23 protein-coding genes are annotated in these 21,183 nt (G+C 69.7%); 7 read left to right on the top strand and 16 right to left on the bottom strand.

The window, feature by feature from the left end; genetic code table 11:
* Positions 1-38: 38 nt before the first annotated feature.
* From J7E25_RS11635 to rpsB, 6 genes are all read right to left on the bottom strand, one after another.
* The gene (locus tag J7E25_RS11635; protein ID WP_214870300.1) at positions 39-593 is read right to left on the bottom strand and encodes a DivIVA domain-containing protein; all 555 of its coding nucleotides are present in this window, start codon (positions 591-593) and stop codon (positions 39-41) included.
* 20 nt (positions 594-613) lie between these two features.
* Complete coding sequence (locus J7E25_RS11630) at positions 614-1,522, bottom strand: phosphatidate cytidylyltransferase (protein WP_215005016.1); 909 nt, start codon at positions 1,520-1,522, stop codon at positions 614-616.
* Positions 1,523-1,609: 87 nt separating this feature from the next.
* A complete protein-coding gene (frr, locus tag J7E25_RS11625; RefSeq protein ID WP_214870298.1) occupies positions 1,610-2,164 on the bottom strand; it encodes a ribosome recycling factor in 555 nt (184 codons plus the stop codon).
* Between the two features lie 33 nt (positions 2,165-2,197).
* On the bottom strand, positions 2,198-2,929 hold the full coding sequence (gene pyrH / locus J7E25_RS11620; RefSeq protein ID WP_214870297.1) for a UMP kinase: 732 nt from the start codon (positions 2,927-2,929) through the stop codon (positions 2,198-2,200).
* Between the two features lie 153 nt (positions 2,930-3,082).
* Positions 3,083-3,913 (bottom strand): translation elongation factor Ts, encoded by an 831-nt coding sequence (tsf, locus tag J7E25_RS11615; RefSeq protein WP_214870296.1) that lies wholly within the window; start codon positions 3,911-3,913, stop codon positions 3,083-3,085.
* Between the two features lie 26 nt (positions 3,914-3,939).
* Positions 3,940-4,956, bottom strand: coding sequence for a 30S ribosomal protein S2 (rpsB, locus tag J7E25_RS11610; protein ID WP_214870295.1), 1,017 nt, complete (start codon positions 4,954-4,956; stop codon positions 3,940-3,942).
* A 259-nt stretch (positions 4,957-5,215) separates the two neighbouring features.
* Between rpsB and J7E25_RS11605 the strand changes: the two genes are divergently transcribed.
* A complete protein-coding gene (locus tag J7E25_RS11605) occupies positions 5,216-5,815 on the top strand; it encodes a M23 family metallopeptidase (RefSeq protein ID WP_214870294.1) in 600 nt (199 codons plus the stop codon).
* Positions 5,816-5,818: 3 nt separating this feature from the next.
* Here J7E25_RS11605 and J7E25_RS11600 read toward each other — a convergent pair whose 3' ends face one another.
* The 10 genes from J7E25_RS11600 to J7E25_RS11555 all read right to left on the bottom strand — a co-directional run bounded on the left by J7E25_RS11600 (position 5,819) and on the right by J7E25_RS11555 (position 14,031).
* A complete protein-coding gene (locus J7E25_RS11600; protein ID WP_214870293.1) occupies positions 5,819-6,757 on the bottom strand; it encodes a tyrosine recombinase XerC in 939 nt (312 codons plus the stop codon).
* 67 nt (positions 6,758-6,824) lie between these two features.
* Positions 6,825-7,736, bottom strand: a complete 912-nt coding sequence (locus J7E25_RS11595) for a phosphodiesterase (RefSeq protein ID WP_214870292.1) — start codon at positions 7,734-7,736, stop codon at positions 6,825-6,827.
* Between the two features lie 136 nt (positions 7,737-7,872).
* Positions 7,873-9,114, bottom strand: coding sequence for a DNA-processing protein DprA (dprA, locus tag J7E25_RS11590; protein WP_214870291.1), 1,242 nt, complete (start codon positions 9,112-9,114; stop codon positions 7,873-7,875).
* Positions 9,111-10,652: a YifB family Mg chelatase-like AAA ATPase gene (locus J7E25_RS11585; RefSeq protein ID WP_214870290.1), complete on the bottom strand. Its 1,542-nt coding sequence runs from the start codon at positions 10,650-10,652 to the stop codon at positions 9,111-9,113. Before J7E25_RS11585 ends, dprA begins: the two co-directional genes overlap by 4 nt.
* Positions 10,652-11,008 (bottom strand): YraN family protein, encoded by a 357-nt coding sequence (locus J7E25_RS11580; protein WP_214870289.1) that lies wholly within the window; start codon positions 11,006-11,008, stop codon positions 10,652-10,654. The genes J7E25_RS11585 and J7E25_RS11580 overlap by 1 nt, the downstream gene beginning before the upstream one ends.
* A gap of 106 nt (positions 11,009-11,114) precedes the next feature.
* Positions 11,115-11,438 carry a DUF2469 family protein gene (locus tag J7E25_RS11575; protein ID WP_129522552.1) on the bottom strand — a complete coding sequence of 108 codons (324 nt, stop codon included), beginning with the start codon at positions 11,436-11,438 and terminating at the stop codon, positions 11,115-11,117.
* Between the two features lie 6 nt (positions 11,439-11,444).
* The gene (locus J7E25_RS11570; protein ID WP_214870288.1) at positions 11,445-12,137 is read right to left on the bottom strand and encodes a ribonuclease HII; all 693 of its coding nucleotides are present in this window, start codon (positions 12,135-12,137) and stop codon (positions 11,445-11,447) included.
* Between the two features lies 1 nt (position 12,138).
* Positions 12,139-12,885 carry a signal peptidase I gene (gene lepB / locus J7E25_RS11565; RefSeq protein WP_214870287.1) on the bottom strand — a complete coding sequence of 249 codons (747 nt, stop codon included), beginning with the start codon at positions 12,883-12,885 and terminating at the stop codon, positions 12,139-12,141.
* A gap of 86 nt (positions 12,886-12,971) precedes the next feature.
* The gene (rplS, locus tag J7E25_RS11560; protein WP_214870286.1) at positions 12,972-13,319 is read right to left on the bottom strand and encodes a 50S ribosomal protein L19; all 348 of its coding nucleotides are present in this window, start codon (positions 13,317-13,319) and stop codon (positions 12,972-12,974) included.
* Positions 13,320-13,518: 199 nt separating this feature from the next.
* Positions 13,519-14,031 (bottom strand): hypothetical protein, encoded by a 513-nt coding sequence (locus J7E25_RS11555; RefSeq protein ID WP_214870285.1) that lies wholly within the window; start codon positions 14,029-14,031, stop codon positions 13,519-13,521.
* 85 nt (positions 14,032-14,116) lie between these two features.
* On the opposite strand from J7E25_RS11555, the gene map reads away from it, so the two are divergent.
* The 6 genes from map to J7E25_RS11525 all read left to right on the top strand — a co-directional run bounded on the left by map (position 14,117) and on the right by J7E25_RS11525 (position 21,183).
* Complete coding sequence (gene map / locus J7E25_RS11550; RefSeq protein ID WP_214870284.1) at positions 14,117-14,884, top strand: type I methionyl aminopeptidase; 768 nt, start codon at positions 14,117-14,119, stop codon at positions 14,882-14,884.
* Positions 14,885-15,139: 255 nt separating this feature from the next.
* Positions 15,140-17,725 carry a nitrite reductase large subunit NirB gene (gene nirB / locus J7E25_RS11545; protein ID WP_214870613.1) on the top strand — a complete coding sequence of 862 codons (2,586 nt, stop codon included), beginning with the start codon at positions 15,140-15,142 and terminating at the stop codon, positions 17,723-17,725.
* Positions 17,722-18,105, top strand: a complete 384-nt coding sequence (nirD, locus tag J7E25_RS11540) for a nitrite reductase small subunit NirD (protein WP_214870283.1) — start codon at positions 17,722-17,724, stop codon at positions 18,103-18,105. Before nirB ends, nirD begins: the two co-directional genes overlap by 4 nt.
* Complete coding sequence (cobA, locus tag J7E25_RS11535) at positions 18,105-19,331, top strand: uroporphyrinogen-III C-methyltransferase (RefSeq protein WP_214870282.1); 1,227 nt, start codon at positions 18,105-18,107, stop codon at positions 19,329-19,331. Before nirD ends, cobA begins: the two co-directional genes overlap by 1 nt.
* Entirely contained in the window at positions 19,328-20,467 is a 1,140-nt protein-coding gene (locus tag J7E25_RS11530; RefSeq protein WP_214870281.1) for a uroporphyrinogen-III synthase, read from the top strand. Before cobA ends, J7E25_RS11530 begins: the two co-directional genes overlap by 4 nt.
* Positions 20,464-21,183: a sirohydrochlorin chelatase gene (locus J7E25_RS11525; protein ID WP_214870280.1), complete on the top strand. Its 720-nt coding sequence runs from the start codon at positions 20,464-20,466 to the stop codon at positions 21,181-21,183. Before J7E25_RS11530 ends, J7E25_RS11525 begins: the two co-directional genes overlap by 4 nt.

Genomic DNA, 21,183 nt, shown 5'->3' with positions numbered 1-21,183 from the left:
GGAGGGCGCGCCGACAGGTCGAACCGATTCGCGGGAAGTCATCGAACGGCGAGCATCACGTCGACGACCGCATCGAGCACGAGGTCGACCTGCGACTCGCGGTAACCGCCGCGCTGCGTCTTGAACACCACCGTGCGCACGTCTTCGAGCGAGATGGGCCATCCGTCACGGAAGTATCGCGTGAGCTTGTCGGCGAACCGATCGACCTCACGCGTGTTGTAGCCGAGCACCAGTGGGTTCACCCGATCGAAACGCTGGCCCTGCGGGCGTGCGAGCCGGTTGGAGACGACCTGCGCCGTCGTTCGGGCCTCGCGGAGCCATGCCTCGTTGCCATGCAGCCGAGCCGCGACCTGCCGCTCCTGAGCCGCGAACGCGTCTTCCAGGCGTTCGAGGGCTGCGTCGACGTGTGCGGTGGAATAGCCGCCCTTCTGCATTGCGAACGCAGTGAGCCGGATTCGCTCCGAGGTCAACGGCGGGTCATCCGCTCGCGCCGAGCCATCGTAGGCGCGGCGCGCGACCTGGAGGAACTCCTCGACCTCGGTCGTGTCATACCCGAGGCGCGGCTTGCGTGTGCGAGGGAAGGTGGAGTTCACCGCACCATTATCGCCGACGATCAACCGAAGATCCGGAAGGCCACGAACGCGACTGCTGCCGACGGCAGGATGGAGTCGAGCCGGTCGAGGAATCCGCCGTGACCGGGCAGCCACGAGCTCATGTCCTTGATGCCGATGTCGCGCTTGACGAGCGACTCGACCAGGTCTCCGAGGGTCGCAGTCAAGAAGATCGCCGCGCCGAAGATGAGGCCGAACCACCACGTGTTGCCGAGCATGAGCGTCGAGAGGAGCACTCCGGCGATGAGACTCGTCGCGGCGCCACCCGCGAAGCCCTCCCACGTCTTCTTCGGGCTGATCACGGGCGCCATGGGGTGCTTGCCGAACATGAGCCCGAAGGCATACGCTCCGGTGTCGGCTGCGACCGCGGTGACGATGAACGCAAGCGTCCACCATTGGCCACCCTCGGCCGCGGTAAGCACGACGGTGAATGTCGCGAGGAACGTCACATAGCCCTGCACGAACGTGCCGGCGGCGACATCGCGCACGAGTGCGCGGCGTGTGGTCGACCTGAAGGCGGGAAGCGCCTGTTCGACGAGCCGCCAGATGGTCACGACGACGATGCCGCCGAGCACCGCGAGCACCTGGCCGCCCGCTCCCCCGTAGTAGGCGATCGGGACCGCGACGACGGCGGCGATGACCGTCGGGATCCGGGGAACCAGGAAGCCGCCCTTGCGCAGCGCCTGCGCCAGTTCGTAGCTCGCGAAGCCGGCGATCACGACCGCGAAGACCATGAAGAGCTCTTTGATCACGAGCAGGCTGAGCAGCAGCGCACCGCCGAATGCAAGGCCGATGATCACGGCGAGGATCAGGTTGCGACCGGTGCGGGCGTTGATCTTCTCTTGTGCGTGGTCGAACTGCGCCTTCGACGCTTCGAACTGGCGCTCGAGATCGGCCTTCCTGGCGTGCACCTGCGCTCGAAACTCGTCACGCGAGGTCCGCTCATGCCCCCCGGCGTCCGACTGATCCTCTTCTGGGACGCCCGACATGATCTTCCCTCAGACCTCGAGGAGTTCGGCTTCCTTGCGCTTCAGCGCGTCGTCGATCGAGTCGACGTTGGACTTCGTGAGCTGCTCGAGCTCCTTCTCGGCGCGCGACACCTCGTCGTCGCCGACCTCGCCCTTCAGGGAGTCGAGGTCGTCTTTCGCCTTGCGGCGGATGTTGCGAACCGACACCTTGGCGTCTTCGGCCTTTCCGCGCACGATCTTGACGTACTCCTTGCGGCGCTCCTCGGTCAGCTCAGGCAGCGTCACGCGGATGATGTTGCCGTCGTTCGACGGGTTGGCGCCGAGGTTCGGGGTGTCGCGGATAGCCTGCTCGATGTCGCGGAGCGCTCCCTTGTCGTAGGGCGTGACGAGGAGCGTTCGGGCCTCGGGGTTCTGCAACGACGCGAGCTGTGCGAGCGGCGTCGGCGTGCCGTAGTAGCTCACCATGATCTTCTGGAAGAGCTGGGGATTCGCCCGCCCGGTGCGCACGGAGCCGAAGTCGTCTTTGGCAACTTCGACGGCCTTCTTCATACGTGCGGTGGCATCGGAAAGTACATCCGCGATCACGGGAACTCCTTCTGGTTCGCTACTCGGAACAGTCTATCGAGTCGACGCGTGTACGCCGTTGCTCACGACCGTGCCGAGCTCGGCGCCGAGGATCGCCGCGGTGACGTTTCCGCCCGGCTCCATACCGAAAACCTGCATCGGCATGCCGTTGTCCATGCAGAGGCTGAACGCGGTCGAGTCGACGACCTTGAGGCCGCGCTGCAGCGCCTCCTGGTAGCTGATGCGGTCGATCTTGTGGGCGTCGGGGTTGGTGCGGGGGTCATCCGAGTAGACGCCGTCGACGCCGTTCTTCGCGACGAGCACGACTTCGGCGCCGATCTCGAGGGCGCGCTGGGCTGCCACGGTGTCGGTGGAGAAGTAGGGCAGGCCTGCGCCGGCGCCGAAGATGACGACCCGGCCCTTCTCGAGATGCCGTTCGGCGCGGCGCGGGATGTAGGGCTCAGCGACCTGCGTCATGGCGATCGCGGACTGCACGCGCGTCTCAGCGCCGGCCTGCTCGAGGAAGTCCTGCAGCGCGAGCGCGTTCATGACAGTGCCGAGCATGCCCATGTAGTCGGCGCGGCCCCGGTCCATTCCGCGCTGCGAGAGCTCTGCGCCCCGGAAGAAGTTGCCGCCGCCGACGACGATCGCGACCTCGACGGTGCGCGCGGCATCCGCGATCTCCCGTGCCAGCGCACCGACCACGTCGGGATTGACACCGAGCGACCCGCCGCCGAAGGCCTCGCCCGAGAGCTTCAGCATCACCCTGCGCTTGTGTTCAGTCATGCCCGACCGTTCCTTCCCCTGTCAAAACTACTGGTTCATGCGCTCCGGCGCAGTGCCGGGTGGCGCCGTCTCACGGATCGCTCACGAGCATCTGCGCCGCAGACAGCAAAGGAGTCCGGATCGCTGCGTGCGATCCGGACTCCCCTGTGGCACTTACGCGCCGACCTTGAAGCGAGCGAAGTCGCTCACCGTGAGGCCTGCATCCTTGACGACCTTGCTGACCGAGAGCTTGTTGTCCTTGGCGTAGTCCTGCTCGAGCAGTGCGACCTGCTTGAAGTAGGCGCCGAGACGGCCCTCGATGATCTTCGGGAGCGCAGCCTCGGGCTTGCCCTCTTCGCGAGAGATCTGCTCGACGATCGAGCGCTCCTTCTCGACCGCGTCGGACGGAACGTCTTCGCGTGCGAGGTACTCGGGGTTCGCGAACGAGATGTGCTGGGCGACGCTGCGCGCGGTCTCCGCGTCGTCACCGGCGAATCCGAGCACCACGCCGACCTGCGGGGGCAGGTCCTTCGACGTCTTGTGCAGGTAGATCGAGAAGTGCTCGCCCTTGACGAGGCGGACGCGACGAAGCTCGACCTTCTCGCCGAGAATCGCCGCCTCTTCGTTGATCACGTCAGCGACGGTCTTGCCGTCGGCCGGAGCGGCGAGTGCCGCCTCGACCGAGTCGGCACGGGACGCGGCGACGGCCGCGAGCACGCGGTCGGCCAGGCCGACGAACTTGTCGCCCTTGGCGACGAAGTCCGTCTCGCACGCGAGCTCGATCAGGGTCGCGGTGCCGTCGCCGTTGTCGACGGCGGCCACAAGGCCCTCGGCGGTGGAGCGGTCGGCGCGCTTGGCATTGCCCTTCGCGCCCTTCAGGCGAAGAACCTCGACCGCCTTCTCGATGTCACCGTCGGCCTCCACGAGTGCGTTCTTCGTGTCGACCATGCCGGTGCCGAGGCGCTCGCGCAGGCTCTTGACGTCTTCGAGAGTGAAATTGGCCATATTCGGATGTCTCCTGGCTCGTGGTCTTACTTGGACTCGGCGGCGGCCTCAGCGGCCTCGGGTGCAGCGGCCTCAGCCTCAGCGGCCTCGGGTGCATCGGACTCAGCCTCAGCGGCCTCGGGTGCAGCGGCCTCAGCCGCTTCGGCGTCGGCAGCCGACTCGGTGGCGGCTTCGTCGGTGGCTTCTGCGGAAACCGCCTCGACGACCTCGGAGACCTCTTCGGCCTCAGCGGTTGCGGCGTCGACCTTGGCGGTCTCGGGCGAGGACTGCTCGGGGGTCTGAGCCTGGAGGAGCTCCGCCTCCCACTCGGCGAGCGGCTCGACGGCCGAGACGTTGCCCTCGGCTTCGGGCTTCTGGTGACGCTCGATGAGGCCCTCGGCCGCAGCGTCGGCGATGATGCGGGTGAGCAGGCTCACGGAACGGATCGCATCGTCGTTGCCCGGAATCGGGTACTGCACCTCGTCGGGGTCGCAGTTCGTGTCGAGGATGCCGATGACGGGGATGCCGAGCTTCTTGGCCTCGTCGATCGCGAGGTGCTCCTTCTTGGTGTCGACCACCCAGAGGGCCGACGGCGTCTTCGACAGGTTGCGGATGCCGCCGAGCGACTTGTGCAGCTTGTCGAGCTCGCGCTTCTTGATGAGGAGTTCCTTCTTGGTGAACCCGCTCGTGGTGCCTTCGAAGTCGAGCTCCTCGAGCTCCTTCATGCGCGCGAGGCGCTTGGAGACCGTGGTGAAGTTCGTGAGGAGACCGCCGAGCCAACGCTGGTTGACGAAGGGCTGGCCGACGCGGGTCGCCTGCTCGGCGATGGACTCCTGGGCCTGCTTCTTGGTGCCGACGAAGAGGATCGTGCCGCCGTGGGCGACCGTGTCCTTGACGAAGTCGTAGGCCTTGTCGATGTAGCCGAGCGACTGCTGCAGGTCGATGATGTAGATGCCGGAACGCTCAGTGAAGATGAATCGCTTCATCTTCGGGTTCCAACGGCGGGTCTGGTGCCCGAAGTGAACGCCGCTGTCGAGCAGCTGGCGGATGGTGACGACGGCCATGAGCCGTACTCCTTTGTTCTCAGTTGTCGCTCCGGCCGGCGGCCGAGAGCCCTGGTGCCCGGCACGGCTCCGCCCGCTCCGAAGAGGGGACTGAGTGGAGTCGTCGGCCGAAATGGCACGCGTAGTCACCCCGGAGGACCGAGGTGCTCTCGACACTCTATCATCGGCACTCGTCCTCCCCAACCGCGAGCGGCGGTCGGATCGCCACCGGTTCGATTCCTCCGCGACGGATGCCTCCGCGCCGATCGAGCATCGGAACATGACCGATTTCCCCTCCGCGCCGCCTTCCCGCAGCACCCGTTCAAGCACGGTGTTGTCGCTCGTCGCGGCATCCGCCCTCATCGTCGGCACGCTTGCCGCCTTCATCGCCATCACGCCGCCTGCCGCGGAGGCACTCGGTCTCCGCACGGGCGCGATGGCTGAAGCCTCATCGCCGCACGTCGACCATCCCCAGACGTGGACGTGGCCGGTTCCGCCGCCGATCCGGGTCGTGTCCCCGTTCCGCGCGCCGCCGACGCCCTACGCGGCCGGCCACCGCGGCATCGATCTTGAAGCGGCTGCAGGTGCCGTCGTCACTGCCCCGGCAGCCGGCACCGTCAGTTTCGCCGGCACGGTCGCCGGACGAGGGGTCGTCGCGATCGATCACGGCGACGGCGTCGTGAGCGCAATCGAGCCCGTGGAGGCTCTCGTCGGGGCCGGCACTTCCGTGACGGCAGGCGATTCGATCGGCACGGTCGCCTCGGGCGGACACTGTGCGTCGGAATGCGTGCACTTCGGCGTGCGGGTGCACGGCGAGTACGTCTCGCCGTTCCTGTTCCTCGGCGGCCTGCCGCGAGCGGTGCTGCTGCCCACGTTGTAAGCGTCAGGCCCGCGGGTGCGCCGTGCGATAGCTCTGCTTCAGCCGTTCGGCCGAGACGTGGGTGTAGATCTGGGTCGTGCCGAGGCTCGCGTGACCGAGGAACTCCTGCACCGCCCGCAGGTCGGCGCCGCCATCGAGGAGGTGCGTCGCGGCGCTGTGACGGAAGGCATGCGGTCCGCTCGGACCGGTGCCCGGGATCGATGAGAGCACCTCGGTGACGACACGGTAGACGCTCCTGACGCCCATCCGAGCGCCCCGCGCGCCGAGGAACACCGCATCGGTCACGGCGAGCGCGCCACGCCCGGTCTGAGCCGCCGCGGCCGCGGCCAGGATGGCGGGTCGCGCTTGGTCGAGATAGTGGTCGAGCGCTCGAGCCGCAGGGGCGCCGTAGGGCACGACACGTTCCTTCGAGCCCTTGCCGACGACCAGGACCGTTCGGCGTCGACGATCGATCGCCGAGCGATCGAGTCCGACGAGCTCGGAGACGCGAAGCGCCGAGGCGTAGAGCAGTTCGACGATGGCACTGTCGCGCACCGCTATGGGATCGTCGGTCGAGGCGGCGCGCTCGAGTGCGGCGAGCGCGTCGGCGAGTGCCTGCTGCGTGACCACCCTCGGAAGGGTGCGCTGCGCGCGCGGCGCCCTGAGACGAAGCCCGGGATCGGCCGCGATGAGGCCGCGACGCAAGAGCCACGCGGTGAATCCCCGGGCGGATGCCGCGCGCCGCGCGATGCTCGCTCGTGCGAGCCCGCGCTCCGTCGCCGCCCAGAGCCAGTCGCGGAGGAGCGCGAGATCGATCGCGGCGGCGTCAACGGCGCCCCGCTCCCCCGCGAACGCGACGAGCTCGATGAGATCGCCGCGGTATGCCGCGACAGTGTGCTCGGAGTACCCGCGTTCAGTGCGCACGTGCGCGAGGTAGTCGTCGAGCAGGGTGTCGAGGTTCATGGCTTCGGCCTGCACTGACTCGACCCGCACTGTGCTGGGGCTCGGGCACCCCGCGCGCGATCGCCGGTCATGCGACGCCGGTGGGCTTTCGTGAGAAGCGCTCGAGCCTGGCCTCGGGCGAGAGCGCCTCGATCTCGGCGAGGAACTCGGCGCTGAAGTTCGTGACCATGGGAAACGCACCGATCGGCACGATCGACGTGGTGAAGTTGTCCTCGAAGAGGTGCACGAGCGTGAACGAGCGGCCGCCGTCGATGCCGGCGAGCTCGCGGGTCGGCGCGGAGAGGTCCATCGTGTATGCGGTTGCCCCGGCGACCGACACCGGGATGCCGGCGAACATGCCGTTGGTGGCGTAGTGAAGGTGACCGCCGAGGATGAGCCGCACATCACGGCCGCCGATCACCTCGGCGAGTTCGTCCTGCCCGCGCAGCTCGAGCAGGTCCATGAGGGCGAGGGGCGTGGCGATCGGAGCATGGTGCATCGCGAGTACGGTGCCAAGTGGCGCGGGATCTGAAAGAGCCGCATCGAGCCAGGAGATCGTCGATTCGTCGAGCAGGCCGTGATGGTATCCCGGCACGGTCGTGTCGATCGCGATCACGCGGAGCCCCGACACGTCGGTGATGCGATTGACCGGGGAATCGCTCGGCGCCTCGCCGAGGAGGTCGCGTCGGAACGTGCCGCGCTCGTCGTGATTGCCCATCACCCAGCAGAGCTCGGCACCTGCCGAGCTCGCGAGAGGTGCGAGGATCTCGCGGGCGATGCGGTAGGCGTCGGGCTCCCCGAGATCGGCGACATCGCCGGTCACGACGATCGCGTCGAGGGCGTCGCCGAGTCGACGCAACTGCGACACCGTCTGCTCCAGCGCGAGCACGGTGTCGGCGACCCCACCGAGCGGCGCACCGCCTTCGAGCAAGTGCGTGTCGCTCACATGGGCGATCACCTGACGCGCTGCGGGATACCTCCCGAGCTTCGGATACTGCATGCCGACCCCCTTCAGGGTCAGCCTAAGCCGAGCCTCCGACGGGTGCCGTCACGCCGCGCGGCGACCCCATCACGCCGCGCGCCCACCCCGTCACGCCGCTCGGCGGCATCGTCGTGTCGTGCGGATGGTGGCCCCCTCACGTCGCGCGGCTCCGCCGCCAGCCCTCGGAATGACGCACGGCCACGCCCTCCGCCTCGAGGGCGCCGAGCACGCTCATGACCGCCGTCGCCGCCATGCCGCACCTCTTCGCAACCTCGTCGAGCGAGCGCGGGCTCCGCACGCTGAGCGCGTCGATGACGCGCACGGCGTTGGGCGACGCAGCGGCGATGTAGGGCGCGCCGGCGCCGTCGCCGTCGCCGGCACTCGGGCGCATGCCCGATCGGTGGTCGCCGACGAGTTCGGCCATCTGCCCGGCGTCGACCACGCACACGGCGTCGTACTCACGGAGGAGGCGGTGACATCCGCCCGATGCCGGACTCGTGACCGGCCCGGGCACGGCACCGAGGGGGCGGCCGAGCGCTGCCGCGTGACCGGCGGTGTTGAGCGACCCTGACCGCATCCCGGCCTCGAGTACGACCGTCGCCTCGCTCGCAGCCGCGATGAGTCGATTGCGCTGGAGGAAGCGCCACTTCGTCGGAGCAGCACCGCACCCGAGCTCGGAGACGACCGCGCCGGTCGCGGCAATGCGTGAGAGCAGCGCCTCATGGCCCATCGGATAGAAGCGGTCGACACCGCCGGCGAGGAAGGCGACCGTGACGCCATCGCTCGCGAGCGCCGAGCGGTGCGCCATCCCGTCGATGCCGTAGGCGCCGCCCGACACGATGGTGAACCCGCGATCGACGAGCCCGGCGGATGCCTCCATCGCCACATGCTCGCCGTAGCCCGTGGCGGCGCGCGCCCCGACGAGGGCGATGGACGGCCGGCCGTGGTTCAGGGCGTCGGCGCGGCCGCGAATCCACAGCAGGAGCGGCGCGTGAACCCCCAGCTCGTCGACGCCCGCCGGCCACTCGGGGTCGCCAGGGATCAGCAGGCGCGCGTCGACGCGCGCCGCCTGGGCGAGCGAGCGCACGAACGCCGCATGCTCTATGCGCGGCAGCCACCGTTCGAGGCCCGCGGCCGCCTCGCGTTGATCGAGCGACTCGCCGACCTCCGTGACACGACCGGCGATCCGCTCGGCCGGCGCGGACTCGAGGAGCAGCTCGGCGCTCTCGACCGGGCCGAGCGCAGCGACGACGCGTCCGAGCAGCCCGTCGCCGGGCTCTGCCACCGAGCCGAGGAGCGCGCGGGCGAACGCCTCGAGCGCTGCACCGTCGTCGTCACGACGTACGGCGGAGAGCTCGGCGGCCAGTCGTGACACCGAGCGCTTCACGATGCTCATGCGGGGATTCCCTTCCTGAGATAGAACGCACGACCCACCTGGTCGGCGCCGGGGCGCATCGTGCCGTCGAGGTCGGCGATGGTCCATGCGACCTTCAGCACCCGGTCGTAGCCGCGCATGGTGACGCCGCCGCGTTCGAGTGCGCGATCGAGGGCCGCGGTCGCCTTGCCGCCGGGATGCAAGCCGCCCGCGCCGCGCAGCCACGGGCCCGGCATCTCGGCGTTCGTGCGCCAAGGGGTGCCGACCAGTCGTTCGGATGCCGCTCGGCGGGCTTCGATGACACGGGCACGGGCCTCATCGCTCGTGGTGCCGGCGCGGTCGCCCATCATGCGGAGTCCGGCCGCGGTGACCCGCGGCACCTTCAGCTGCACGTCGATGCGATCGAGGAGCGGCCCCGAGATGCGGCCGAGGTAGCGTCGCCTCATCGACGGCGGACAGGTGCATTCGCTGCCCGGCGAGTCATAGCCGCCGCACGGGCACGGGTTCGCGGCGAGCACAAGCTGGAACCGTGCAGGGAACGAGGCGACGGCAGTCGCGCGATGGATGCTGACGCTGCCCGATTCGAGCGGCTGGCGGAGCACGTCGAGCACCGATCCCGGAAACTCGGGAGCCTCATCGAGGAACAGCACGCCGTGGGTCGCTCGCGCCGCGGCACCCGGACGGATGAGCCGGCTGCCGCCGCCCACCATCGCCGCTGCCGTCGCCGTGTGATGCGGAGCCTCGAACGGCGGACGGAGCGACAGTCCGTTCACGAGTCGCCCACCGGCGAGCGAGCGGAGCGAGGCGACCTCGAGCGCCGCGTCGGCGTCGAGATCGGGCAGGATTCCGGGCAGCCGGGACGCCAGCATCGTCTTGCCCGCTCCGGGCGGACCGAGGAGGAACATGTGATGGCCACCGGCAGCCGCCACGAGGAGCGCCGCCACCGCCTCCTCGTTGCCGGCCACGTCGGCAAGATCGCCGGGCACCGCATCGGGCACGTCGGCGCGATCCGTCGAGGGGACTGCCTCGACGTCGCGCGCCTCATAGGCGCCGCCGTGCCAGATGGCGGCCTGGAGGAGCGAGGCGACCCCGATCACCGTCACCCCGGGCACGAGGGACGCCTCGGCGGCGTTGCCCGCGGGCACCATGACGGTGTCGTGACCCGCGCGCGATGCCGCAAGCACCGCGGGGAGGATGCCGTCGATCGGTCGCAGCCGGCCGTCGAGCCCCAGCTCACCGAGATGAACGACACGGTCGACCGATTCGCGTGCGATCTCGCCCGCGGCCGCGAGGCACGCGATCGCGATCGCGAGGTCGAAGCCGGAGCCGTGCTTCGGGAGGGCCGCGGGTGAGAGGTTCACCGTGAGACGGCGCTGCGGCAAGGGGCATCCGGCATTCACGGCAGCTGAGCGCACTCGCTCACGGGCCTCGGCGAGCGCGGCGTCGGGCAGGCCGATGATGACGAACGCGGGCAATTGCGACGAGAGGTCGGCCTCGACTTCGACGATCGAGCCGGCGAGCCCCAGCAGGGCGACCGAGCGGGTGCGGGCGACGGGCATCAGCTGATCCCCTCGAGGTGCTCGATGAGGGCCGGCGCCTCGGTGGGGGCGAGCACGGCGACGGCGTCGATGCGGATTCGCGACACCGCGGCGTCCGTGGCCTCGCACCAGGCGATCGCGAGCCGGCGCATGCGCGCGAGCTTCAGCGGTGTGATGGCCTCGAACGGGTGCCCGAAGTCGCTCGTCGTGCGGGTCTTCACCTCGACGAACACCGTGTCGCGCCCGTCGCGCGCCACGATGTCGATCTCGCCGAGCCGGCACCGCCAATTGCGATCGAGCACCGCCATGCCGCGGCCGACCAGATGATCGACCGCAAGCTGTTCACCGCGTCGACCGAGTTCCGCATTGTGCGCCATCCGCACCACCTCCGCGACCAGCGTCGCGCGGTGGTGGGGTCCGGCCGGCAGAAGCGGCCCTCAGCAGCGAAGGCCGAGCAGTGAGCAACGCTGTCGAGGACGAGTGCTACTCGTCGAGCGCGAGCTCCTTCGGGAGTTCGAACTCCCGGGTCGCGAGCTCTTCGACGTTGACGTCTTTGAACGTGAGCACGCGCACCGACTTCACGAAGCGGTCGGCGCGGTAGACGTCCCACACCCACACGTCTTTCATGGTGAGCTCGAAATAGAAATCGTGCTCGGTATCACGGCGCACGAGTTCGACCTCGTTCGCGAGATAGAAGCGTCGCTCGGTCTCGACCACGTACTGGAACTGCGACACGATGTCGCGGTACTCCCGATACAGGGCCAACTCGACTTCGCGGTCGTAGTCTTCGAACTCGTCTTCATCCATCGTGACTCATCCTACGCCGAGGTCGAAGAGCGCCGGCGCCGATGCCGAGCGATCGTGCAGCCAGGTCGAGCGGTGCAGCTCGTTGGGTCCGTGCTCGTCGATCGCGGCGAAGTGGGCACGGCTCGCGTAACCCTTGTTCTCGTCCCAGCTGTAGACGGGCACGTCGTCGTGCGCGCGGCGCATGCCACGATCGCGATGCACCTTGGCGATGACGGATGCCGCAGCCACCGACGCGCAATCACGGTCGGCCTTGATCCGCGTGACCACACGGGCGCGGTGCTCGATGGCGATGCTCAGCCAGTCGTGGTTGCCATCGAGCAGGAGCGGCGCATCGGTCACCTCGTCGCCGAGCGCGAGTGCGAGCGCGGCGAAGGCGCGAGCTCCGGCCAGGCCGAGGCACGCCATGATGCCCAGTTCGTCGATCTCCATGGCCGAGGCGTCGCCGACCGCCGACGCACGAACCCATGCGGCCGCCTTCGGTGCCATCTCCTCACGCCGCGGCTCACTCAGGAGCTTGGAGTCGCGCAGGCCCGCCGGCATGCGGCGAACGCTCGCATCGATGAGCACGAGCCCGACCGTGACGGGGCCTGCGAGCGCTCCCCTGCCGACCTCGTCGCACGCGAGCAGCACCGAAGCACCTCCGGCGAAGATCTCGCGCTCCGCCCGCAATGTCGGCACCGCGACCGGTGGTGGAACCATGTCAGCCCGTTCCCTTATCGACACCATCGAACACCTGCGGGTAGTTGTCAAGCCACATCCAGTGATCGATGGGCCAACTCACCACGAAGGCGCGGCCGACGACGTTGTCGATGGGCACGAACCCCTCGAGCGGCGTCTGCGTGTTGTATCGGGAGTCCTTCGAGTTGTAGCGGTTGTCGCCCATGACCCACAGCGAATCGTCGCGTACGACCACGTCGAAGTCGTCGCGAGAGACCTTGCTCTCGCCCGGCGGCAGCGCCACGTAGGGCTCGTCGAGCGGCACGCCGTTCACGCTCATCTGGCCGAGCGCATTGCAGCACACGATGTGATCGCCGGGCAATCCGATGACGCGCTTGACGAGGTGGTCGTTCGAGTCGGGCGCCGAGAGTCCCACGAACGCAAGGAACCAGTCGACGGCGGCCACGAGCGGCGGCTGCGGCGTCTCGACGCGGGCCGGGAGCCATCCGCCCGGGTCTTTGAAGACGACGACGTCGCCGCGCTCGAGCGGCGTGACCTCGGGAACCAGCTGGTTCACGATGATGCGATCGTCTTTCACGAGGGTCTCCTCCATCGACTGCGATGGGATGAAGAACGACCTGATGAGGAACGTCTTGATGAGGAACGAGACGAGCACGGCCACCACGAAGATGACGAGCAGGTCGCGCAGGAAGAGGAGGATGCCTCGTTTTCTGCGCGCCGATGCCGAGCCCGCGCGATCTGATCGCGAGGTGATAATTTCTTCAGTCATTTAACCGCCCGAGCTCCCCACCCAGTCTAGGGGCGGGGAGCTCGGTGACGATGCCAGGCGCTCGCGATCCGCGAGCGAAGCGGCGACTAGCTGTCGCGCTTCTCCTTGATCTTGGCCTTCTTGCCGCGGAGCTTGCGCAGGTAGTAGAGCTTCGCGCGGCGCACGTCTCCGCGCGTGACGACCTCGATGTGGTCGATCACGGGCGAGTGCACCGGGAACTTGCGCTCGACGCCGACCTGGAAGCTGACCTTGCGCACCGTGAAGGTCTCGCGCACGCCCTCTCCTGAACGGCCGATGACGACGCCCTGGAAGACCTGCACGCGGCTGCGCGTGCCTTCGATGATGTTCACGTGCACCTTGACGGTGTCACCGGGCCGGAAGTCGGGAACATCCGACCTCAGGCTCGCTGCGTCGAGTTGGTCGAGGATGTGCATGATGGTTCGCTCTCTGCGCCCGCCACCGGTCGAACGCGGATCATTGATTGAAGTGAATGGTGCCGCCCGCGCGACCAGGTCGCGCTGTGCTAGCTCCCCGGAGGCAGAGACCTGCGGCGGCACAATCCTCTATTGTGCCATGTCACGATACTTCCCGGCAAAAGCGGGACCGCGGATGCCGCTGCAGCATTTGCAACCGTCAGTCGCGAACCTCGCGCACGATGATGACGTCGTCGCCGCCGTCGTCGAACGGCGGGCGTCGCGTGGCCGCGGCATCCGGACGCCGTGTGCCGTCCTGCTGCTGGGCGGCGAGCCGCTCGAACTCGGCCATCGACGCCTGGACGCGCCGCGCGCCGTCGTGCACGAGCTGCCAGACGGCGAGCCAGAACGCGGCGATCGCGAGCAGGATCGCGAGCACCGCGAAGAGCGTCGCGGTGGCGCCGTAGAAGCCCGTGGCGACGATCGCAGCGTGCCACGCGCCGATGATGCCGAGATCCATCCACGACGCCGCGCGCTGCTCGCGCACGGTCGGCCGGAGGGAGGTGAGGAGCGCGACGACGCCGAGGGCGATGAACCCGACCGGCACGACCACGACGAGCCCGAGCGTGCCCCAGCCGCCGCCGCCGAAGACGGCCCAGCCGACGGCGAGCCACACGGGCAGCGCGACGACCGCGATGAACTGCCATCGGTAGAACGCGCGCCGGATCAGCATGCTGCCAGCGTAACGGCGGCACCTTCGAGCTCGCCGGGTGTTCACTCAGGGCGGAGACGACAGAATGGAGGCGGAGAGGACGAGCGTGATCGAACTGAGAACCCCTGCCGAGGTCGAGCAGATGCGGCCCGCGGGCCGTTTCGTGGCGAGCGTGCTCGAGGCGACCTCGAGAGCCGCCGGGGTCGGGGTCAACCTGCTCGAGCTCGACGCGCTCGCGCACGACATGATCTTGGCGGCCGGCGCCGAGAGCTGCTACATCGACTACCACCCCTCGTTCGGCGGCAGCCCCTTCGGCAAGGTCATCTGCACCTCGGTGAACGAGGCGGTGCTCCACGGCCTCCCCCGCGACTACACCCTCCGCGACGGCGACCTGCTGACGCTCGACTTCGCGGCGTCGGTGAACGGATGGGTCTCCGACTCGGCCCTCTCGATGGTCGTCGGCACGCCGCGAGCCGAAGACCTGCGGCTCATCGACACGACCCAGCGTGCCCTCGCCGCCGGGATCTCGGCCGCGCGCCCCGGCAACCGCATCGGTGACATCTCCCGGGCGATCGCGAACGTCGCGAAGGCCGAGGGCTACTCGATCAACACCGACTTCGGCGGGCACGGCGTCGGCCGCACGATGCACGGCGATCCGCATATTCCGAATGACGGCCGCCCGGGTCGCGGCCTTCCGCTGAAGCCGGGGCTCGTGATCGCGATCGAACCGTGGTTCCTCGAGACGACGGACCGCATCGTGACGGATGCCGACGGCTGGACACTGAAGAGCGCCGATGGTTCGCGCGGCGCCCACTCCGAGCACACCATCGCCATCACCGAAGGCGAGCCGATCGTGCTCACCGCGCGCGGCTGAGCACCTTCTCACAATCTTCTCGCGCACGAAGTGCGGAGAGGTTTGCATCGGGGTAACACCTCACGTCCGACGAGGAAACACGGCTTGCGTACCGTTTTGGTCACACAGCTCGGTCCGTGATCGGGGGGCCCGAATGACCATCGGCCTCCTGCACGCCCGCGTCTGAGACGGAACGAGGAGACACCGATGGCCCGCGACACACCCCCGAAACACGCCCGCCACGGCGCCGCAACGCCGAGCGCCTACCGTGACGGCATGTCGGACAACACGCTCACGCGTCACCTCGTGGTGGTCGGCGCCGGAATGGTCGCCCACCGCTTCGTCGAGAGCGTGCGCACGCGCGACCCCGAGGGCCGGTGGCGGATCACCGTGATCGGCGAGGAGGATCGCCTCCCCTACGACCGCGTCGGGCTGACCGCGTTCTTCGACGGGGCGAGCGTCGACGACCTCACCCTGTCACGCGAGCACTTCGTCGACGACGAGCGCGTGACCTTCCTCCGCGGCGACGCGGTCGTGGCGCTCGATCGCGACGAGCGTCGCCTCCGCACGGCGAGCGGCACCGTCGTCGAGTGGGACGAGCTCGTGCTTGCAACCGGCTCCTACGCAGCATCTCTCGCTGTCGACGGCTTCCACCTGCCCGGCGTCTTCGTCTACCGCACGCTCGACGACCTCGAGTCCCTCTCCTCGTGGGTGGCCGAGCGCCAGGGCGCCCTCGACCGACCGGTTCGCGGCATCGTGGTCGGTGGCGGGCTCCTCGGCCTCGAGGCCGCAGGCGCGCTGCAGGGCATGGACGTCGAGTGCACCATCATCCAGTCGTCCGATCGCCTCATGTCGGCCCAGCTCGACGCGGCCGGCGGCGAAGCCCTCGCGCGCCTCATCGGCGCTCGCGGTATCGAGGTGCGCACCGGAACGATCACCACGAGGCTCGACGCGGGCCCTCACGGGGGTGTCGCGCAGCTCGAGTTCCGCGACGGCAGCCTCGCCCCGGCCGACGTCGTCATCTTCACGGTCGGGGTGCGGCCGCGTGACGAGCTCGCACGGATCTCCGGCCTGAACGTCGACAAGCGGGGCGGCATCGTCGTCGACGCCGGATGCCGCACCTCGGATCCGTCGATCCACGCGATCGGAGAGGTCGCCGCGATGGAGGGCCGCTGCGTCGGCCTCGTCGCGCCGGGCTATGCGATGGCCGAGGTCGTCGCGACCCGCCTGCTCGGCGGCGAAGCCGAGTTCCCCGGGTACGACCTCTCGACCAAGCTCAAGCTCGGCGGCGTCGACGTCGCGAGCTTCGGCGACGCGTTCGGCGAAACGCCCGGCGCGCTCGACGTCGTCTACGCCGACCCGGTCGCCGGCGTCTACAAGAAGCTCGTGCTCTCCGACGACGCGTCGATCCTGCTCGGCGGCATCCTCGTCGGCGATGCCACGGCATACGCCTCGCTCCGGCCGCTCATCGGCGCGAAACTCGGCGGCGATCCGTCGGCCTACCTCCTTCCCGAGACCGACGGTGCCCGCCCGGCCACAGGTCCGCTGCCCGACGAGGCGCTCGTCTGCAGCTGCAACGCCGTCAGCGCCGGCCGCATCCGCTCCGCGGTCACCGACGACGGATGCACGGATGTCGCGGGCGTGAAGGCGTGCACGAAGGCCGGCGCCGCGTGCGGCTCGTGCCTCCCGCTCGTCAAGCGCCTCGTCGGCGCCGAACTCGAGGCCGCTGGCGTCACCCTGAGCAGCGCGCTCTGCGAGCACTTCGCCTCCACTCGCGCGCAGCTCTTCGACCAGGTGCGCGTGGCCGGACTCACGACGTTCAGCGAGATCGTCTCGCGGTTCGGCACCGGCCGCGGCTGCGACATCTGCAAGCCCGTCGTGGCGAGCATCCTCGCATCGCAGGGCGCCGGGCACGTGCTCGACGGCGGTCGCGCCTCGCTTCAGGACACGAACGACCACGTCATGGCCAACCTGCAGAAGGACGGCAGCTACTCCGTGGTCCCCCGCATCCCCGGCGGCGAGGTCACGCCCGAGGGGCTCCTCGTGATCGGCCAGGTCGCAAAGGACTTCGGCCTCTACACGAAGATCACCGGCGGCCAGCGCATCGACCTGTTCGGCGCGCGCCTCGAGCAGCTCCCCGACATCTGGCAGCGACTCGTCGACGCCGGCTTCGAGTCGGGCCACGCCTACGGCAAGTCGCTGCGCACCGTCAAGTCGTGCGTCGGCTCCACGTGGTGCCGCTTCGGCGTGCAGGACTCGGTCGGCATGGCCGTCGAGCTCGAGCTGCGCTACCGCGGCCTGCGCTCACCGCACAAGCTGAAGCTCGGCGTCTCGGGATGTGCCCGCGAATGCGCAGAGGCCCGCGGGAAGGACGTCGGCGTCATCGCGACCGAACAGGGCTGGAACCTGTACGTGGGCGGCAACGGCGGGTTCACGCCGCGGCACGCGCAACTGCTCGCCGAGGGACTCGACTCCGAGACCCTGATCCGCACGATCGACCGGTTCCTGATGTACTACATCCGCACCGCCGACCGCCTCCAGCGGACCGCCCCGTGGCTCGAGGAGCTCGAGGGCGGCCTCGATGCCCTCCGCGCGGTCATCATCGACGACTCACTCAGCATCGTCGACGACCTCGACGCCGCGATGGCACTCCACGTCGACGCCTACGAAGACGAGTGGAAGGCGACGCTCGACGACCCCGAGAAGCTCAAGCGCTTCGCCTCGTTCGTCAACGCGCCGACGACGCCCGACCCCTCACTCGCCTACACCGCAGAGCGCGGGCAGCCCCGGCCGGCGACCGACGCCGAGCGCGAGACCGGTGGCGTGCTCATCGCCGGAACCACCCTGGAGGTACGCCGATGACCATCGCCGACACTGCCCGAATCATGGAGCCGACCCGCACGAGCAACTGGGTGCCCGTCTGCCGGGTCGACGAGCTCGAGGTCGAACGGGGCGCAGCGGCGCTCATCGACGGCGAGCAGCTCGCCCTCTTCCTGCTGCACGACGGCAGCATCCACGCCGTCCAGCAGCGCGACCCGTACAGCGGCGCGTACGTCATGTCGCGCGGCATCGTCGGGAGTCGCGGAGACGCCCCGACGGTGGCCTCCCCCATGTTCAAGCAGGTCTTCGACCTTCGCACGGGAACGTGCCTCGACACCCTCGGCAAGGAGCGGCACGACCTGCGCACCTGGCCTGTCGCGGTCGAGCACGGGATCGTGCACATCCGGAAGGACCCACGCTGATGCTCATCGCACTCGACGTCACCGGGCGGCGCGTGGTCGCCGTCGGCGGCGGCCCCGTCTCGACACGTCGTGTCGTGCGGTTCGTCGACGAGGGCGCGGAGGTCGTCGTCGTCGCCCCTGAGCTCGATCCGTCACTCGCGGTGCTCGTCGACGAAGGTCGCATCGCATGGACGGCGCGGCCGGTCGTGCGCGACGATCTCGCCGACGCGTGGCTCGTGCACACCGCGACGGGCGTTCCCGCCGTCGACCACGCGGTCTCCGCGTGGGCCGACGAGGCGCGCATCTTCTGCGTGAACGCCGGCCACGGTGACCACGGCACTGCACGCATGACGGCGGAGACCCGCTCGGGCGACCTCATCGTCGGCGTCGTGTCCGAGGGCGGCGTCGACCCCCGGCGCAGCGGCGCGGTACGCGATGCCGTGGCCGACGCCCTCGCCGAAGGACGACTGCCCGTTCGCCGCCGACGCATAGGCGGCCCCGGCCGCGTCGTGCTCGTGGGGGGCGGCCCCGGTGCCGCCGACCTCATCACCCTGCGCGGTCGACGCGCACTCGCCGAGGCGGATGTCGTGGTCACCGACCGCCTCGGACCTCGCGCGTTGCTCGCGGAGCTCGAACCCGGCGTGGAGATCGTCGACGTGGGCAAGGCCCCTGGGCGGCATCCGGTACCGCAGCAGGAGATCAACCGGATCCTCGTCGAACGGGCGCTCGCCGGCCAGCACGTCGTGCGGCTGAAGGGCGGCGACCCGTTCGTGTTCGGCCGCGGCGGCGAAGAGGTCGCCGCGTGCCTCGATGCCGGAGTGGCCGTCGAGGTCGTGCCCGGCATCTCGAGCGCGATCGCCGTGCCGCAAGCCGCCGGCATCCCGGTCACCCACCGAGGCACCGCAACCTCGATGCTGCTCGTCAACGGTCACGACGACCCCTCGCAGGCGACCCTTGCGGCACTCGCCGACGACACGACGACGACGGTCGTGCTCATGGGCGTCGAGCGGCTCGGCGGCTTCGCCGACGCCGCGGTCTCCGCCGGCGCCCCGCATGATCGGCCCGTCGCGATCGTCGAGAGCGGCACGACGTCGTCGCAGCGCACCACCCGGGCGACCCTCGGTACCGTTGCGGCCGCCGCCGCTGCAGCGGGCGTGCAGGCGCCGGCCGTCATCGTGGTCGGCGAGGTCGCCGCCGCCGGACTCCTCACCCGACTCGCCGACCCCGCACGGAGCCGCACCGGATGACGAACCCCCCTGCCACGCCGGGGACGCCCTTGCTCGGTTGCGTCATCCTGATCACCGCCGATCGCCGGTCGGCGGAACTCGGCGCCGCCCTCGAGCGGCGCGGAGCGCGTGTCGTGCACGCCCCGGCACTCACGATCGAACCGCACATCGGCGACGAAGCCCTCATCGAGCAGACGCTCCACGTCATCGCCACCCCTCCCGACGTCGTCGTCGCGACCACCGGCGTCGGCTTCCACGGCTGGATGGAGACCGCCGACTCGGCCGGACTCCTCGACGACTTGCACGCCGCGCTCGCGGGCGCGCGGTTCATCGCGCGAGGCCCGAAGGCCCGCGGCGCCATCCAGCAGGCCGGATTCAGTGCGGACTGGGTCGCCGAGTCCGAGACGTCGTCGGAGCTCGGCGCGTACCTGCTCGACGAGGGCATCTCCGGACTCCGCGTCGTCGTCCAGCACCACGGCTCCGGATCCGACGGGCTCGACGAGGCATTCCGCGGCGCAGGTGCCGACGTCACGAGCCTCGTCGTCTACCGCTGGGGTCCTCCGCCTGATCCCGGGCTCGTCGCCCGCTCGGTGCGCAGCGCCGCGGAGGGAGCCTACGACGCCGTGCTCTTCACCTCCGCTCCGGGCGCCGACGCATGGATCGAAGCGGCCATCGCCGAAGACGCGCTCGACGGCATCCTCGAGCAGGAGGAACGCGGCACCCTGCTGATCGCCGCGGTCGGCCCGATCACGGCGGGTCCGCTCGAGCAAGTGGGGATGTCGCCTCGAGTGCCCGATCGCGGTCGGCTCGGGTCGCTCGTACGCTCGGTCGTCTCGCACTTCGCCGAGCGCCGAGCCTCGGCGATCGACACAGCGGCCGGAGTGCTCGAGGTGCGGTGCGGGGGCGCCCTGCTCGACGGCGAGCTGCTGCCCCTCACTCGAACCGGTCACGCCGTGCTCTCCGCCCTCGCCGACGCGGGTGGTGACGTCGTGAACCGCTCCCAGCTCCTGGCTTCGCTGCCGGGCGCGACGAGCGACGTGCATGCCGTGGAGGTCGCCGTCGCGCGGATCCGCGAGGCGAGCGGGGCGAAGGGCCTCATCCAGACGATCGTGAAGCGGGGCTACCGGCTCGCAGTGACCAGTCGGGACGATTCATGACCACCCTCATCGCGTGCTCGCATGGAACGAACGACGCCGCCGGGCGCATGGCGATCCGCTCGATCGTCGATGGGATACGTCGCTCCCGCCCGGCGCTCTCGGTGCACGAGGCGTTCGTCGACGTGCAGGGTCCCGACCTCGGCGAGGTCGTCTCCCTGCTCGACCCCGATGGCGACGCGATCATCGTGCCGCTCCTCCTGTCGACCGGATACCACGTGCGCGTCGACATCGCTCGGGCTGCCGGAGGCGCGGCCTCGCAGGTCGGCGTCGCGGCCTCGCTCGGGCCGCACCCCGTGCTCGCCGAGATCCTCGTGGAGCGGCTCGTCCAGGCCGGTGCCACGCCGGCAGACCACGTGGTGCTCGCCGCTGCCGGGTCGAGCGATCCGCGCGCCGCCGACGACGTCGAACGACTCGCGACGCTGCTTCGGGCATCCTGGCCCGGCACCGTGACGATCGGCTACGGCGCGAGCGCCACTCCGAGCGTTCCGGCCGCCGTCGCCGCCGCTCGCGCGACGAGTGGCGGTCGCGTCGTGATCGCGTCGTATCTGCTCGCCCCTGGATACTTCCACGACCGGCTGCTCGAAGCCGGTGCCGACTTCGTCTCGGCGCCGCTCGCACCCGATCCTCGCCTGGCCGAGCTCGCCATCGACCGGTACCGGTCGGCACGGCTCCCGCTCACGGGCACGAGCCGTGCGGCGGGCATCGGCGCACGCTGA

It is taken from the genome of Agromyces sp. ISL-38, assembly GCF_018613935.1.
Classification (GTDB): domain Bacteria; phylum Actinomycetota; class Actinomycetes; order Actinomycetales; family Microbacteriaceae; genus Agromyces.
The sequence above is the reverse complement of the archived record's forward strand: the minus strand, read 5'-3'. Positions and strand labels throughout refer to the sequence as shown.